Genomic DNA, 15,654 nt, shown 5'->3' on the forward strand with positions numbered 1-15,654 from the left:
CGCTTATCCTAGTGGCAGCCTCAACTTTAGTCAGAGGGAGTCTGCAATTCCTGTAAACGGTCTTTTGATAACAAAGCGGTATCAATTTGTTGCAATAATGCTTCTAGTGTAGAAGAGTTATCTAAAACAACATCGGCGCGGGATGCTTTTTCTGCTAGCGACATTTGACTATTAATGCGGGCTAGTGCTTGTTCGCGGGTAAGTTGATTGCGTTGCATCAATCTTGCAAGTTGCTGTTGTGGAGAACAAACGACAACCCAAATTTCTGTCACTAAATGAGTCAGACCTGCCTCAAATAATAACGGAATCACGCAGACGATTGTTTGATACGGTTGTTGCATTGCTTCCGCAAAGCGATCGCGGACATATGGATGAATTTGTTGCTCTAACCAAGTTCGTTCTTCTGCGCTATTAAAAATGATATCGCCTAACTTCTTGCGATTCAGCGAACCATCTTCCTGAAAAATATCGATACCATAACGCTGGGCGATCGCGTCGTAAACTGGAGAACCAATTTTAACCGCTTCTCGTGCATAAACGTCTGCATCAAAGATTGGTAGATGGTGATGCGTTGCTAAATAATGTGCAACAGTTGATTTTCCGGTTGCAATTCCACCTGTTAAACCAATAATGCGACGGTGAGTCGTCATCGCTTTGCCCACTGCACAATTGCTTGTGTAAGCCCTTCTAAAGTGTATTCGCTAGCTTCAATATCGACTCGCCCAAAGTGTTGCTGACAAGCTTTAGACGTAAGAGGTCCAATTGATGCAATACAAACAGAATCTAAATTAACACCGCTATGACTTGCTAAGAGTTGACAGAAGTTTTTAACGGTTTTGGAACTTGCAAACGTAATTACATCAACGGCTTGCTGTTGTAAAGCTTTTAACGCCTCTGGTGAAATATTTTGCGGACAACGCGACTCATACGCAGCAACTTCAACAACGTCTGCACCTTTAGCAGTAAACTCTTTGACTAAAACTTCTCTACCGCCAGTTTCGACGCGCGGAAACAATATTTTTTTCCCTTGTAAAGGTTCGGGAAAGTGTTCGACTAAAGCATCAGCAATAAAATTAGGAGGAATAAAATCTGGCTGTAAACCCTGTTGTTCGAGACTTTGGGCAGTTTTTTCACCGACTACGGCAATTTTGACGCCTGCTAAAGCCCGCGCATCTTTACCTTGTGTCGCCAATCTTGCGAAAAAGTAATCTACACCGTTGGTGGAAGTGAGAATTAACCAATTAAAATCCGCGATATGAGCGATCGCCCGATCTAAATCTTCCCAACTTGAAGGCGGACCAATTTCTAGCGCAGGCATTTCAATTACATTAGCACCCAGTATTGCCAGGCGATCGCGTGCATCGCTTGATTGTCCAGCCGATCGCGTCACTAAAATCGTTTTACCGCGTAGGGGCAGTTGATCTAACATATCAGGAGCGGGAAATTCAATCTCTATCTTTGCATTTAACTGCTCTCGGAGCGCAACAACTTCACCAACAACGATCGCGACGGGTGAAAGTGAAACACCTGCTGTGACGGTTTGAATATTTGCCAAGTCACTCGTCCAAATCTGTTGTTTTTGAGTTCCAGCCCATTTAACTACAGCTATAGGAGTTTGCGGCGATCGCCCGTGATGTAATAATTGCTGTACGATCGCTGATAATTGTTTTCCCCCCATTAAGATAACAAGGGTTTCTAACCGCGCTAGCGCTTCCCAATTGAGTTTTTCTGGTTCGTGCGCAGTAAAAACCGCAAAACAACGACTTAAATTTGGATCGGTAAGAGGTATTCCTGCAAGTAGGGGGGCTGCTAAAGCTGACGAAATTCCTGGTACAACTTCAAATTGACAGTTAGCTGCTATTAAAGCCGCAATCTCAGCTGCTGAACGCCCAAAAATGAATGGATCGCCAGATTTTAATCGGATAACTTGTTTACCTAGTTGGCAATATTTTACTAATAGCTGGTTGATTTCTGCTTGTGGTGTACTCGGTCTTCCGCCACGCTTTCCGACATCGAGTTTGAGACAGGTTTCTGGAACTAACTGTAATAGCTGGTCATCAACAAGCGCATCGTAAATTAAAACCTCAGCTTGTGTTAACAGTTGTAGCGCTCTTACCGTAAGATAACTGATATTACCTAATCCTGCACCGACAAGATAAACTTTGCCTTGAGCATTCATGATTTAAAGTAAGAAGGCTGGTGATTGGTAATTGGTCATTAAATCGCGATTAGCTATTATCCAACTTCTTGCTGCTGACTAATTTCTTGCAGAAGCTGGGCGACAGTTTGGGCTTTTTGTGGATTGCGTTGCGCTTGAAATAAGTTTTTAGCAGTTTCAAGCGAGGCGATCGCATCTTCTAGTTGATTGTGTTTGAGTAACGCCATTCCCAAACGTAAATGTGCGTCAACATTTTTTGGCGCGCGGCTAGTTAATTCTTTCCAAGTAGCGATCGCCTCTTCTATCCGCTCTTGCTGTAGTAAAGTATCTCCTAGCAACAACCGCGCTAAGTCATTACTTGGGTGACGCGCAATCACTTGACGAAACGCGGTTTCGGCGGCGCTGTAATTTTTATCTTGATAAAGTTTGACTCCCTGCTTGTAAATGTTGGAGGTAATGACTCCCTCACGGATAAAGAAAGCCAAGATCGTTAAACCAATTCCGACGACGGTAATGGCAAATACGGTAAGTTGAGGCGTGTCAGTCATTTCTAGAAAAGTAGCCTGTTATGTTTTAAGCTAGCAGACAAGCAGCAGGGAAAATTAGGTATTCCAGGAAAAAGAGTTTCCAAATAAATTGATAGAAACTTGCGATCGCCCTTTTATCTTGTAAATCGACTTGTCTACTTCGCCACCACATTAACCCTAGTAAAAGTAAATGCGTGCTCATCAGGAATACAGTATTGACTTGAGGTAGCCACGCTGCAAATAACATTCCTAAATAGCAAGCGGTGAGAACCCAAAGTGCTAAATCGAAAACAGCTTTTTGTCCTAGCTCGATCGTCAAAGTTGTAATTTGATACTGGCGATCGCCTTCAATATCTGGAATATCTTTAAAAATTGCGATCGCGAACGTAAACACTAGAATAAACGCTGTCAGTACCCATATAACAGGAGGAATCGTGCGGTCGCCTTGGAACACCCAACTAAAATGCAAAAATAACCCTAAATTGACAATCGCACCCCGCACCGAGAAAATACACAACGCTGCCCAAAACGGAAACCGCTTCAAGCGAATTGGTGGTAGAGAGTACGCAGTTCCAATTGCTAAACTAATCGCCACCATTCCGAATAAATAGGGTCCCAACACCCAGGCTAAGAGTAGCGCCAGCACTCCTGTAACTGCTACGATACCTTGACCCATCCGTAGTGAAAATTCACCTGATGCGATCGGCAAATGGGGTTTGTTAATTTTGTCAATGGCTACGTCTTCGAGCTGATTTAGCCCCACAATATAGACATTGCCACACAGACAAGCAATCCAAGCTCCTATAGGCGCGAGTAAATCGATACGACTTGAGAAAGCGATCGCATAAGTGATGAGATACACTCCCCACACGCTCAAACTCGTGCCAATAATCGTATGCGGGCGGGCGAACTTCCACAATGCATACAACCAGCCACGCCACCCTAATTGCTTTAACTCTTGCTCAAAAACCTGACTCATCAATCAACCTCTGTACGGACAAGGTACTCTGACCCTTGACCTTTACTTCCTCCCACACAATAAACCAAATCGAATCAACCCGCGTTCATAACCGCGACTCATTAACCCTAACGATAACGCCGCCTGAATCGTTTCCCAACCCGCAAACAGCAATCCCAAAATCGCCCCAGGATTCAACGCAGAATCAATCACAACATTCCAAAACGGCGCAACAGCTTTTGACCAATCGGCGGTGCGAATATCGTGTAAGCCAAGATTGCGGGCGATCGCTTCGTACTCAGGTAACGAAATCACATAAGGCAAACAATAAACTTGGTAAATTTCCTCCAAGTGTTTGCGTTCGTCCGCCGTTAGTTCTCCTGCAGCACCATCTGTTGGACGATGACACCATGTCACCATCAGCAACTTACCACCAGGCTTGAGTACCCGGTAGCATTCCTGCATAAACTTCACCTTATCAGGCATATGTTCGCCACTTTCTAGCGACCACACAAAGTCAAAAGTTGCATCTGCAAATGGCATATTTAAGGCATCTGCAACTTGGAAATGCGTACTTTGACTTAATCCAGCAGCTTGGGCGCGTTCGGTGGCTCTTGCTGCTTGTACAGGACTAAGCGTAATGCCTGTCACATGAGCTTGGAACTTTTCTGCTAAAAATAAAGAACTACCACCAATTCCGCAGCCTACGTCAAGAATATTTTTGGCTTGCTGCACGCTAGACCACTTGAGTAATTCCTCAATTAAGTCAATTTGCGCTTGTCGGCGCTCTTTTTTTTCGTTACCTGCTGCACCATAATAACCATGATGCATGTGTTCGCCCCAAATTTGTTCCCACAGTCCGGACGAAGCGTCATAGAATTGCTGAATTCGTTGATTTAGTGTTGCACTCATGAGCTCGAAAAGCGATCGGTCTAGCAAATGATACTCGTAGGCTACCACGTGTGGTTTAAATTGAGTTGAGCTTTTTCGCAATCCCTCCCTTGATTTTCTCTACCTATGACTGTTTCTCGCTCGATTTGTCTTGGTTTTCTCACTGTGATTGCGGTCGGAACTCTTTTATTGATGATGCCTTTTTCGACGAGCAGTGGGACGTGGAACGATCCAATTGTTGCCTTGTTTACTGCAACTTCTGCGGTATGCGTTACAGGGTTAGCTGTGGAAGACACCGGAACCTATTTTTCATTCTGGGGTCAGCTTTTTTTATTAATGTTGGTACAAATTGGTGGACTTGGCTACATGACAGCCAACACCTTTCTTTTACTACTGTTAGGGCGGAGATTTAGCCTCAAAGATAAAATCGCCATTCAACGCTCTTTAGACCGTCCAGGAATTCAGGGTAGCACGCAGATTTTGAGTTCCATAATTGCTTTAACTGCTGTTATGGAAATTACAGGGGTTTTATTGCTACTACCAACATTCAACGCTGATTATGAATTCAATCAAGCTTTGTGGTTAGCCATTTTTCATAGCATTAATTCTTGGAATAATGCAGGATTTAGTTTATTTCCTGATAGCTACGTACGCTATCAGTTTTATTTACCTTTAATTATTCCTGTTTCGCTGTTGATTATTCTTGGTGGTATTGGCTATCCAGTCATATTTGAAATGTACTTGTGGATGCGCGATCGCTTTTTAAGGAAACCTTATCGTACAGTTTTTTCGCTTAACTTTAAAGTAGCAACAAGTACAACATTGGCATTGCTTATTACAGGTACAATATCTTTTCTATTTATTGAACTGAGAAACCCTGAAACCTTTGGTAATATCGGCTTTGGCAATCAGTTAGTTTTAGCTTGGTTTCAATCAGTTACAACCCGAACCGCAGGTTTTAATACTATTGATATTGGTCGTATGACAACTGCGGGACTCTTTTTAACAATTGCCTTAATGTTCATTGGTGCTAGCCCTGGTGGTACTGGCGGTGGTATCAAAACAACAACAGCTAGAGTATTGGCAAATTGTACTAAAGCAATTTTACAAGGTAAAGAAGAAGTCGAAATGTATCAGCGACAAGTTCCAATATCATTAATATTAAAAGCTATTGGTGTTGTCGTTGGTTCAACAACAACTGTCATTTTGGCAACAATCTTAATCTCGATTACAGATCCGGCAGTTAACTTTATCAAAATCTTTTTTGAAGTTGTTTCTGCTTTTGCTACAGTAGGATTATCAACTGGAATTACAGCGAGTGTTTCTGGCGCTGGTAAACTTATCTTAATCGTGACAATGTATGTAGGACGAGTAGGGATTTTGCTACTGATGGCTGCACTGTTAGGAGATCCGCGCCCGCGCGCCATTCACTATCCTGAAGAAAACTTATTAGTAGGTTAGTTATAGAAGAATTATCTGATATCTAGTTACGAAGCGAACCAGACACTGCTAGGGTAGAAATCAAGCGTTTTAAACATGGTTTGAATCGTACAACATTTCTTGTTGAAGGGATCGAGCGTGAATCTATCTTCTTTAGGTTTTTTCCGCAGTTTGCGCCAAGGTAATCATCAATTCGCGGTGATTGGACTAGGACGATTTGGGAGAGCAGTATGTTCGACACTGTACCATTTAGGTTACGATGTGTTAGCAACGGATATTGACGAAAAAAGAGTTGCTCAAGTCTTGACGGATCAGATCGCCGCTCATGCCGTTCAACTCGATTCGACGCAACCCACAGCACTAAAAGAGGCGGGAGTTTTTGAATTTGATACAGTGATTATTGCAATCGGTAACTATCTTGAAGAAAGCATAGTGACTACGTTAAATGTCAAAGAAGGTGGTGTTCCCCACGTTGTTGCGAAAGCGTCTTCGGAAGTTCACTATAAGTTGCTTCAGCGCGTGGGAGCCGATCACGTTGTCTTTCCAGAGTATGAAGCAGGTTGTGCGCTAGCGCGATCGCTCACAAAACCATCAATTTTAGACCGCTTTGACCTCGACCCTGATAATAGTATTGTAGAAATCATTGTTCCTGATGAATTTCACGGCAAAACGATCGCTGACTTGAAACTTCGCAGTCGCTATGGCTTAAATCTTATCGCTGTCAGTCACAATGGTAAGTTCGTGATTAATCCCGATCCAAGCGATCGCCTTGAAAAAGGAAGTGCCATGGTTGTGATTGGGTCTAATCGAGATATCAATCGGTTGCCAATCTAGTGTAGAGGTTAAGGATCAACTCATTGTCACTTCAATATTGATTTAACCCAATACCATTTTGAGTAAACTCCTCGACGGTTGTTTCGGAAAACTCATGCGTTGTCATTGCTTGTAACATTGCTAAAGGTAGTGTGAGGTGATTTGCTCCGGCTTGAATAGCAGCAGCGGCTTCTTGGGGAGATTTGATACTCGCTGCCAAAATTTCAGTTTTACTATTTTTCAAGACACTTGCCATATCGCGCACTAAGGCAATACCGTCACCTAACAAGCGAGTTGCACGATTGACGTAGGCGATCGCCATTTTCGCACCAGCTTCACTCGCGATCGCGGCTTGGGCTGCACTATAAATTGCCGTTACAGAACAATCAATTTCGGAAGATAAACGCGCTACAGCTTGAAATCCTACCGATGTTGCCGGAATTTTTAAAATTGTTTGTTTACCAATAATTTCACGCGCCTTTCTCGCTTCGTTGAGCATAGCTGCAAGTTCACGTGCTGTTACTTGGTAAAAAACAGGTCCTGAAGTTAGTGCTGTCAGCTTTTTGAGTGTCGTTTCTGGCGGTAAATCGCTTTTTGCTAGCAATGTGGGATTTGTCGTAATTCCTTTTACCCAACCGAGTTTATCAGCGATTTCAGCTTCAGATACTAATGCTGAATCAAGATAAATTGCCATATTCTCTCTCTTATCGACGACTTCTCTTAACCTAGCCTAAGCTTTGCTAACCCTGATATCCCGCAGTAATTCAAGATGCTTGGTAACAGGGGCGAGGGTATTGGCAGCGATCGCACCGCTAGCGGCGACTGCGGGTAAACCAATTCCAGGAAATGTTGAGTCTCCGCAGCACAATAAACCTGGTAGCGGCGTTGTCGATCCTGGGAAAAAGCCTTCACCTGCAGCGATTGCAGGACCATAAGAACCGCGATGACGACGTAAATAGCGTTCGTGGGTTAGGGGCGTACCTACTAAGGTGACTTCGCAACGCGAGCGAATATCAGGAATAATGCGTTCTAAAGCTTGCCACATCACTTCGGCGCGAATTTGCTTTTGTTGCGTGTAAGCTTGCGTGCGACGATCCATTTTCTCCCAGATTGCATACGGTTCGTTTCCAGGCGTATAAACGTGAATAACGTGCTTTCCTGCGGGTGCAAGCGACGGATCGAGTAATGATGGAATCGAGATCAGCACAACGTTTTGCGGTGCAGTAACTCCTCGTTCCCAATCGTTAACGACAATGTAGTGACAAGCTAAATCAGAGCGTATATTTGTCGCATCAATTCCTAGATGAAGATGCATAAAGCTATCACATTCAGGAGTTGCTTGGCGCTGTTTGCGGAATTTTGGTAGAGTTTCAGGCGGTAACAGCTTGAGTGTATCCCAAATCGAGGCATTGGAAATTACCGCCCGCCGCGATCGCAGTTGTTTCCCACCACGCAGTCGCACTCCTACAGCTTGATTATTTTCGACAAGTATTTGCTCAACGTGTGCGTTTAGTTGCAGCTTACCACCATAACGTTCAAATCCTCTTACCAAAGCCGCAACGAGCGCCCCGCTACCCCCAATGGGGTAATCCAATTTGACACCTGGGCGATACCAATCAGCAAACATAAATGCCATTTCAGCAGCGCTGGTGCTATCCGCAGGAAGTCCAGAAAGTAGAAAGGATAGTAAGTCTAGCCAATTACGGATAAAAGGATCGCGAACAACATCATCGATAATGCGCGAGAAGGGTCCAGTGAGTTTAAAAATATTTGTAGCGTGAGGAGCGATCGCCGGAATAAATTGTCCCACGGTAAGTATTGCACCAAGATCGAAACGTAATGCCGTTGGCGGTAAAGCGATCGCCGCTTGCGAAAGCGGTTCCATGACGCGCTGTAACTCGCGCCACTCAGCGACAGCTCGATCGCCGCGCAACCTTGCTAAAACTTCACAAAATTGCTCAGCACCAACAGTCGTATCAAAATCACCTTCAGGTAAGCAGCAACCCCACGTATCGTATTGAACACAGGGAAGTTCTTCGGCGATCGCATCTAAGACTTGACGTAAAGGATTCGGCGAAGGCGAGTATGATAAACCTGAGTAGAGTGATGGTCCTGAATCAAACTTAAAGCCCTGACGCTCAAACGCATGGGCTGCACCCCCAGGAATCGAGTGACTTTCACAAACTGTCACCGCAAAGCCATAGCGTGCGAGTAATGCGGCGCAGCTTAAACCACCAATACCACTGCCAATGATAATCACATCTGTATCAGCATTTGCATGAGAAAACATTTTGGGTGCTTTTTGGGGTAACTGCTGACAATAATTGTAATTGCCATCTGCCAGAATCTAGGGAGCGATTGCGACAATAAATAGCGTAAAACCCGCTACAGAATTTGCTGATAAGTCTTTTGTGTAGCAATTAAGATCGAAGTATGTCAATCACAGCGACAAGCTTCGTAATGACAAGTCTTTTAACTAAACCAGCAGCACACTCTTCGCGCTTATGGATGCCAGAGCGTGTTTTATTTACACCTGCGGCACTCGATCAACCGTGGGGACAACAAATTTTATCACGCGTACAAGCACTTAACTTACCTATTGAGGAACTACCCCAAAATCGCCTTTCAGGTTTACGGGGTGATTCTGAACGCGAGACGTATCAAATCGCTAAGCGGACACTTGCCGTCGTCACCGCGCCACCGAGTCATTTCAAGCTAAGCCCAATTCCCCCTTCAGCCGATTGGCAATTTCACCTTGCAGAAGGTTGTCCAGCACATTGTCAATATTGTTATCTTGCAGGTAGTCTCCAAGGTCCACCAGTAATTCGCGTATTTGCTAACTTACCGCAAATTCTAGAAAACTTGGCAACCTACGAACGCCTTGATACCGCAACAACGTTTGAAGTGAGTTGTTACACCGATCCACTCGGTATCGAACACCTCACAGGTAGTTTAGCTGAGTGTATTCGCTACTTTGGTACGCGCAGCAATGCTCACCTCCGTTGGGTTTCTAAGTTTGACGCAGTTGATGAGTTAATCGACTTGCCGCACAATGGACATACTCGGTGTCGTGTCAGTGTTAATGCTGCACCCGTTTCAGGACGGTTTGAAGGCGGTACAGCATCTGTGTCATCGCGCCTGCAAGCCTTACGCAAATTAGCTTTACCACACAGTCAAGGCGGTGGTGGTTATCCTGTCGGTATCGTTATTGCACCAATTATGCTCATTGACGATTGGGAATTGCACTACACGCGGCTATTTGATGAAATAAGTACAACTTTGGACTTTAGTTGCGATTTGACGTTTGAGTTAATTTCGCATCGGTTCACGCCTAAGTCAAAGGAAGTCTTACAGACTTGGTATCCGCACTCGAAGCTTGATATGGAGGAAGACAAGCGAAGCGTTAAGCGTAACAAGTTTGGCGGTACAAAGTATGTTTATGATACCGACGACATGAAAACGCTACGCCGCTTTTTTGAACGCGAAATTGCACGACGTTTTCCTGAAGCGCGGATACTGTATTGGACATAATGCGTGAAGCTAGTCAATTCTACGCTGCTGCATGCGCAGCTGGTGGTTATGGCTATCAAACATCAAGCATAAACCAAAGTTGAATAATACAAGGCTGAGTGTCCCGATCCAGAACCAACCTTCACCGTTGATTTTGCGGCTTAAAGCTTCCCCAAAGACACTCAAGCCAAAGCCAACACAGAGTAACCCTGCGACTCCTTTGGTTAGCCATAACATTTTGTCTCGTTGCATTTACGGTATCATCCTCACTGAAAACGCCTGGCGACTCCTGTCGCAGCTTGATAAACAAAGTTCTAGATGGTGCGCGGACTAATAAAATAGGTAATCATCATTTCTCCTGAAGCCCCTTTGCGCCTGAAGCTACTTCATCTATTACCCTTCAACTAACTGTCGAAAACCGCGAGTATTGGCAATACTTTCAAAATCAGGATCGCTGCTGGCTTCGGCGCGATACTTGGGATTGAGTTCAATTGCTTTTTGGAGGTTCTCTAGGGCTAATTTGACTTGTCCTTGGAAGGCGTAGCAAATTGCTTTGTTGTAATACGCATTAGGATAGTCTGGCTGAATTTGCAAAGCTCGATCGAAGCATTCTAAAGCTTCTGGATCGCGCTCTAGTTGAACGAGTAAATAGCCTTTAGCGTTCCAAGCTTTGTAGTAGTTGGGATCGCATTCGATCGCTTTATCGTATGATGCGATCGCATCTTCTAATCTTTCAAGAACTTCTAACGCCATACCGCGATTCATCCAAGCTACCGCGTCGTCTGGTTTGACTTGTACCGCGCGATCGAACGATTGAAAAGCTTCTTCGTGGTTTTGCAGTTTGCCTAAGGCTACCCCGCGATCGACCCACGCGAGATGATGGTTTGGATTGATTTCGATCGCTTTATCGTACGATGCGATCGCATCCTTATAGCGTTTCATCCGACTGAGAACAATCCCGCGATTAAACCACGCATCGCTATTCTCTGGTTGAACTTGAATCACTTGACTAAATGCGGCAAATGCGCCTTCGTATCTTTTTAGTTCTTTCAACGCTAGCCCGCGATGATACCAACTTGCTGCGTCATCAGGCTTGATTTCGAGGACTTTGTCAAACGCGGCGATCGCTGACTCGTATTGCTTGAGTTCCCACAAAGCTAAACCTTGCTGATAGCACACATCTGGGTTATTCGGTTGAATTTCTAGCGCCTGTTCGTAGGCGGCGATCGCTTCTTGATAACGTCCTTCGGCGAATAACGCATTTCCCTGATTGATATAATCATCAGGACGCATGAATAACTGCGGATAGTTGGTTTTGAGCAATTCCAACTGTTCGGATAGCGCTTGAATTTGTTGTGAAACTTCGGATAATGCCGCTTCAGCAATTGACGCTGGCGTAATTTCTGCTAATTGTTGAAGAATCTGCTCTTTTCGCGCTTGTGCATCCGATTTAACCTCAGCTAGTTCTGTTTCTAGTCTGTTTTCTAGTCTTTCGAGGTTTTCTAGCGTTATTTCCTTGCGATTGGTAATTTCTGACTGCAGTGCTGCGAGTTGGTTTGACCATTCGGAAGCTAATTTTTCGAGGTTTTCAATGGTAGCCTCTTGCTGCGATTGTACTCCTGATTGCGAATCGCTGACTTGAGTTGCAAAGTCGGTTGCTTGCGATCGCAGCGATTGAATTTCTTGCTCGATTTGTGCTTGCATCCGCGCTTGAAATTCTTTGATTTGCTCGGCAATTTCTGTCTGGAGTTGCTGCAAATCCTCTATCATCGCATCTTTTTGTTGCTGTAGTTTCTCTACAGCATCCGTTTGAATTTCTGATAGATACGGTGCTAAATTTTCTTCTAGCTGCTTTAGATTTTTTCTGATAAGCTCTTGTTGCTTTTGCACTTCATCTTGCAAAGCCGCAATTCGTTCTTCTATCTCAGTTTCTATACCTTCTAGTTGATAGACAGTTTCGCCTTTTTGTTCTTGAATTTCGGATTGTAGTTCGGAAATTTGCGAGGCAAACTCAGCTTCTGTTTGTCTAATACTTTGTATGGCTGCATCTTTTTCGTCTTGCACATCAGCTTGCATTTCTGTTAGTTGCGGGACAAATTCTGACGCTTGTTTCTTTAGATTTTTTATTAAAAAATCTCGCTGTTTTTGTGCCTGTTGCTGAAGTTGCGCAAGTTGCACGGCAAATTCTTTTCTTGCTTGCTGCAAACTTTGAATAATCGCGTCTTTTTCCTCTTGAATTTCCGCTTGAATTTCTGATGCATCTGGACTAAAACCTAACGCTAGTTGCTCTAAATTATCCAGCGTTTCATCGTATTGTTGTTGGGCTTGTTGCTGAATTTGTTGTAGCTGTTCTGCTAAATCTACTTCTGATCGTCGCATATTTTCTAGTGCGACATTTTTTTGTTCTTGAATTTCTGATTGAATTTCAGAAATTTGCGGACTAAACTCTGCCAACAATCGTTCGATATCTTGCGCAATATTACTGCGTTGTGTTTGTAATTGTTCTTGAATTTTTGCTAATTGCTCGTTAAATTCAGTTTCTGAGCGTTGTAGATTTTGAATAACAGTATCTTTTTGTGCTTGAACTTCGGCGTGGAGCGTTGAAAGTTGAGGGGCAAACTCAGATACAATTTGTTCTAAATTTTGCCAGATTTTATCGCGTTGCTGCTCAGTTTGTTGCTGAATTTGTGTTAATTGGTTGATTAACTCTGCGCGGGAATGTTCTAAATTTTGTAGGACTGTTTCTTTTTGCGTTTGAAGCTCATCTCTAATTTCTAAAAGATGCGGTGAAAAGTCATCTTGTAGCTGTTTGAGATTCTGTAAAATTAAAGTTTGTTGCTGCTGCGTTTGTTGCTTGAGACTTGCTAATTGAGCCGCAAACTCATTTTCTAGCTTTTTAATTGCTTGTGCTGAAGCTTTGAATTGATTCTCTAATTTTGCTGTTGCTTGTTGCTGCGATTGGGAAAGACTAGCGAGTACTTGAGATAAATTTTCGCGTTGTGCAGTAATTTCTTGCTGTAACTCTTCGGCTTCGTGGTTAATCTCGTCTAAGATTTCTTCTGCATCTTGTAAGATACCCTGAATTTTGCGATCGGCGTTAGCGATTCCGTTTTGAACGTCTTCAAGTTCTTTCAGCCGCACGATCACAATATCGGCTACACCGCGAATGACGGACTTGCGTAAGATAAACAGCGAAACTAACGCCGCGCCTAGTAGCACCACTAATGTTGCAAGTAAGATATTTGTCAGCGTTATTGCCTGTGCATTTCCCGGCGCTGTTGGAGGAGATTGTGGCTGAAGTTGCGCCAAAACAGTTTTTTCCGCCTTGGATTCAGAAGCATCGGGAATAAAGGCTTCGGCGCTAGCAAAACCAACAGCACCAACCGACAGTAAAAAAGTAGACAGAAAAACGCCACTGTCGCGTGATAGACATTTTAAAATCTGTTTTTGCTTGCGCTTCATAGTTCCCTTTGCCTGCTGATCCACTTTTCGCGATCGCGGTATCTTTTCCAGGTTAATCAAAATTGACGTCTATTTTCGATTTTTACGCTCAATTGTCAAGAAAGCAACTCAACAGATTTATTCAAATTGCGGTAAAATCAACATCGCATCTCCAAATGAATAAAAGCGGTAGCGCTGGGCGATCGCTTCTTTGTACAACTCTAAAAGACGCTGACGTCCAATTAATGCACTTACCAGCATCAGTAAACTAGACTTAGGCAGATGAAAATTTGTAATTAATCCTTCGACAACGCGCCATTGATAACCAGGATAAATAAATAAGTCGGTTTTGCCGCAAAAAGGTTGCAATTCTCCGGAAACTGCGGCACCTTCTAGCGAGCGTACCACTGTGGTACCCACTGCAAACACTCTCCCGCCTTGGGCTTGCGTCTCGCGAATTTGCGCAACAGTATCTGCACTTACTTCTGCCCATTCTCCGTGCATTTCGTGCCTTGTGATGTCTTCTACTTCGACAGGGCGAAAGGTTCCCACGCCGACGTGTAGCGTCACAAAAGCGGTACGAATTCCTGTTTCTTTTAGGCGCGCGAGTAACTCTGGAGTAAAATGCAGCCCAGCTGTCGGAGCCGCAACAGCACCAGGTTGCTCGGCGTAGACTGTTTGATATTGTTCGCTAGCGGCTTGAGAATTGGTGATATAAGGCGGTAAAGGCACTTGTCCGTATTTATCTAACACTTGAATTAAAGACATTCCTTGCGGAACGTCAAATTGCAACACTCGTCCCCCCGTTGCTGTATCAGTTTCTAAGACAGTGGCACTTAAAGACTCAGGTGCGTTTCCTGAAAATACAATCGTTGCACCTGGCGGTAAACGCCTTCCTGGTTTGACTAAAGCTAACCATTGATTGTACTGGCGTTCTTCTAAGAGTAATACCTCAACAGCAGCACCACTTTGCTTACGCCCATATAGTCTTGCAGGTATCACCCTTGTGTTGTTCATTACGAGTAAATCGCCTGGTTGCAGTAGTTGCGGCAACTCGTAGAATCGATGATGGCTGTGGCGTGTGGAATCGACAACTAATAGACGCGCACTATCTCTAGGAACTGCGGGATTTTGGGCAATAAGTTCTTCAGGTAACTCATAGTCGTATGCAGATAATAAGCGGTCTTGTTCTTGAGCAGGTAATTGTCGCAACATAGTTCTGAGGTAAACATTACAGCATTGCTGTTTTCAACTCGAAAATCCGTATTATTACTGATCTCGCTAAGCTATCGCAGCTTTTACATTGTTTATAGGCACACCTTGTTTTTTTTTAATACCGTAGTTTTGTAGATTTTTTGCTAATTTTTTACAATTCATACTTACATATTTAATTGGGTAAATCTACCCAGGTTAAATTGGGTGGTTTTCCCCTATTAATGAAGCGCCTACCTTCGGCACAATAGAAGTGTCGGATTGGTGCGTCTCCCAACCACGGACATGGAATACCTTTACTACCTCGCAAACGCCAGCCTCACTTTGAGGATTGTTGAATATCTACACAAAGTGCAGCATCTATCGGTTAGGTTTGTAACTGTGATCCATCAAATTGATGGCTGGGTGGTAAAAGTCAAAATGAACTCGCCCTTGAATCCTCAAGATGATGGAGACTTTCGGGCATTTCTCAATGAACTGGGAATTCCCTACGAACCTCCCATGCGTGTCAACATGGCACTATGGAGCTTAGAAGCTGGACAATCGCCGATTGATGTTATGCGTCGCTATCAAGTTGCCATAGTATCTCATGGTAGCCCAGAGCGCGAAGAGATTGAAGCTTTTCGTCAGCAATTTGTCCGAGGATTAGGTTACTGTCCAGAAACTTTAGCTTAGCAGTTGAGGCTGTTGTAGTTTCTGAAATT

General features: G+C 43.9%; 14 protein-coding genes. 4 read left to right on the plus strand and 10 right to left on the minus strand.

Annotation, left to right across the window (positions count from 1 at the left end; genetic code table 11):
• Positions 1-26 precede the first annotated feature (26 nt).
• The 5 genes from coaE to B1A85_RS11770 are packed head-to-tail and all read right to left on the minus strand — an operon-like array spanning position 27 to position 4,555.
• Complete coding sequence (gene coaE, locus B1A85_RS11750) at positions 27-650, minus strand: dephospho-CoA kinase (RefSeq protein ID WP_104547098.1); 624 nt, start codon at positions 648-650, stop codon at positions 27-29.
• Entirely contained in the window at positions 647-2,179 is a 1,533-nt protein-coding gene (gene cobA / locus B1A85_RS11755) for a uroporphyrinogen-III C-methyltransferase (RefSeq protein ID WP_104547099.1), read from the minus strand. The genes coaE and cobA overlap by 4 nt, the downstream gene beginning before the upstream one ends.
• Before the next feature lie 56 nt (positions 2,180-2,235).
• Positions 2,236-2,706, minus strand: a complete 471-nt coding sequence (locus tag B1A85_RS11760) for a tetratricopeptide repeat protein (protein WP_104547100.1) — start codon at positions 2,704-2,706, stop codon at positions 2,236-2,238.
• A gap of 25 nt (positions 2,707-2,731) precedes the next feature.
• Entirely contained in the window at positions 2,732-3,664 is a 933-nt protein-coding gene (locus tag B1A85_RS11765; protein ID WP_104547101.1) for a homogentisate phytyltransferase, read from the minus strand.
• Between the two features lie 42 nt (positions 3,665-3,706).
• The gene (locus B1A85_RS11770; protein WP_104547102.1) at positions 3,707-4,555 is read right to left on the minus strand and encodes a methyltransferase domain-containing protein; all 849 of its coding nucleotides are present in this window, start codon (positions 4,553-4,555) and stop codon (positions 3,707-3,709) included.
• A 105-nt stretch (positions 4,556-4,660) separates the two neighbouring features.
• Here B1A85_RS11770 and B1A85_RS11775 point away from each other — a divergent pair, with 105 nt between their 5' ends.
• Together B1A85_RS11775 and B1A85_RS11780 are read left to right on the plus strand one after the other, a co-directional pair.
• The gene (locus tag B1A85_RS11775; RefSeq protein ID WP_104547103.1) at positions 4,661-5,995 is read left to right on the plus strand and encodes a TrkH family potassium uptake protein; all 1,335 of its coding nucleotides are present in this window, start codon (positions 4,661-4,663) and stop codon (positions 5,993-5,995) included.
• Between the two features lie 117 nt (positions 5,996-6,112).
• Positions 6,113-6,808, plus strand: coding sequence for a TrkA family potassium uptake protein (locus B1A85_RS11780; RefSeq protein WP_104547104.1), 696 nt, complete (start codon positions 6,113-6,115; stop codon positions 6,806-6,808).
• A 31-nt stretch (positions 6,809-6,839) separates the two neighbouring features.
• On the opposite strand, the gene B1A85_RS11785 is transcribed toward B1A85_RS11780, so the two are convergent.
• Together B1A85_RS11785 and B1A85_RS11790 are read right to left on the minus strand one after the other, a co-directional pair.
• Positions 6,840-7,481: a transaldolase family protein gene (locus B1A85_RS11785; protein WP_104547105.1), complete on the minus strand. Its 642-nt coding sequence runs from the start codon at positions 7,479-7,481 to the stop codon at positions 6,840-6,842.
• Between the two features lie 36 nt (positions 7,482-7,517).
• Entirely contained in the window at positions 7,518-9,077 is a 1,560-nt protein-coding gene (locus B1A85_RS11790; RefSeq protein ID WP_104547106.1) for an NAD(P)/FAD-dependent oxidoreductase, read from the minus strand.
• Positions 9,078-9,247: 170 nt separating this feature from the next.
• Here B1A85_RS11790 and B1A85_RS11795 point away from each other — a divergent pair, with 170 nt between their 5' ends.
• Positions 9,248-10,318: a spore photoproduct lyase family protein gene (locus tag B1A85_RS11795; protein WP_104547331.1), complete on the plus strand. Its 1,071-nt coding sequence runs from the start codon at positions 9,248-9,250 to the stop codon at positions 10,316-10,318.
• 9 nt (positions 10,319-10,327) lie between these two features.
• Here the strand turns inward: B1A85_RS11795 and B1A85_RS11800 are convergent, their stop codons facing one another.
• The 3 genes from B1A85_RS11800 to queA form a co-directional block, all read right to left on the minus strand.
• Positions 10,328-10,549 carry a hypothetical protein gene (locus tag B1A85_RS11800; protein WP_104547107.1) on the minus strand — a complete coding sequence of 74 codons (222 nt, stop codon included), beginning with the start codon at positions 10,547-10,549 and terminating at the stop codon, positions 10,328-10,330.
• A gap of 141 nt (positions 10,550-10,690) precedes the next feature.
• Positions 10,691-13,759 (minus strand): tetratricopeptide repeat protein, encoded by a 3,069-nt coding sequence (locus B1A85_RS11805; RefSeq protein WP_104547108.1) that lies wholly within the window; start codon positions 13,757-13,759, stop codon positions 10,691-10,693.
• Between the two features lie 117 nt (positions 13,760-13,876).
• Positions 13,877-14,953 carry a tRNA preQ1(34) S-adenosylmethionine ribosyltransferase-isomerase QueA gene (gene queA / locus B1A85_RS11810; protein WP_104547109.1) on the minus strand — a complete coding sequence of 359 codons (1,077 nt, stop codon included), beginning with the start codon at positions 14,951-14,953 and terminating at the stop codon, positions 13,877-13,879.
• A gap of 282 nt (positions 14,954-15,235) precedes the next feature.
• Here queA and B1A85_RS11815 point away from each other — a divergent pair, with 282 nt between their 5' ends.
• Positions 15,236-15,625, plus strand: a complete 390-nt coding sequence (locus tag B1A85_RS11815) for a hypothetical protein (protein ID WP_104547110.1) — start codon at positions 15,236-15,238, stop codon at positions 15,623-15,625.
• The last annotated feature ends 29 nt before the right edge of the window (positions 15,626-15,654 follow it).

The organism is Chroococcidiopsis sp. TS-821 (genome assembly GCF_002939305.1).
Classification (GTDB): Bacteria; Cyanobacteriota; Cyanobacteriia; order Cyanobacteriales; family Chroococcidiopsidaceae; genus Chroogloeocystis.

Excerpts from the sequence above, each read along its gene's own strand:
- B1A85_RS11805 (WP_104547108.1), bottom strand. The coding sequence starts at position 13,759 with ATGAAGCGCAAGCAAAAACAGATTTTAAAATGTCTATCACGCGACAGT.
- queA (WP_104547109.1), bottom strand. The coding sequence starts at position 14,953 with ATGTTGCGACAATTACCTGCTCAAGAACAAGACCGCTTATTATCTGCA.
- B1A85_RS11795 (WP_104547331.1), top strand. The coding sequence starts at position 9,248 with ATGACAAGTCTTTTAACTAAACCAGCAGCACACTCTTCGCGCTTATGG.
- B1A85_RS11760 (WP_104547100.1), bottom strand. The coding sequence starts at position 2,706 with ATGACTGACACGCCTCAACTTACCGTATTTGCCATTACCGTCGTCGGA.
- B1A85_RS11815 (WP_104547110.1), top strand. The coding sequence starts at position 15,236 with ATGGAATACCTTTACTACCTCGCAAACGCCAGCCTCACTTTGAGGATT.
- B1A85_RS11800 (WP_104547107.1), bottom strand. The coding sequence starts at position 10,549 with ATGCAACGAGACAAAATGTTATGGCTAACCAAAGGAGTCGCAGGGTTA.
- B1A85_RS11790 (WP_104547106.1), bottom strand. The coding sequence starts at position 9,077 with ATGTTTTCTCATGCAAATGCTGATACAGATGTGATTATCATTGGCAGT.
- B1A85_RS11765 (WP_104547101.1), bottom strand. The coding sequence starts at position 3,664 with ATGAGTCAGGTTTTTGAGCAAGAGTTAAAGCAATTAGGGTGGCGTGGC.
- B1A85_RS11785 (WP_104547105.1), bottom strand. The coding sequence starts at position 7,481 with ATGGCAATTTATCTTGATTCAGCATTAGTATCTGAAGCTGAAATCGCT.
- B1A85_RS11775 (WP_104547103.1), top strand. The coding sequence starts at position 4,661 with ATGACTGTTTCTCGCTCGATTTGTCTTGGTTTTCTCACTGTGATTGCG.
- cobA (WP_104547099.1), bottom strand. The coding sequence starts at position 2,179 with ATGAATGCTCAAGGCAAAGTTTATCTTGTCGGTGCAGGATTAGGTAAT.
- coaE (WP_104547098.1), bottom strand. The coding sequence starts at position 650 with ATGACGACTCACCGTCGCATTATTGGTTTAACAGGTGGAATTGCAACC.
- B1A85_RS11770 (WP_104547102.1), bottom strand. The coding sequence starts at position 4,555 with ATGAGTGCAACACTAAATCAACGAATTCAGCAATTCTATGACGCTTCG.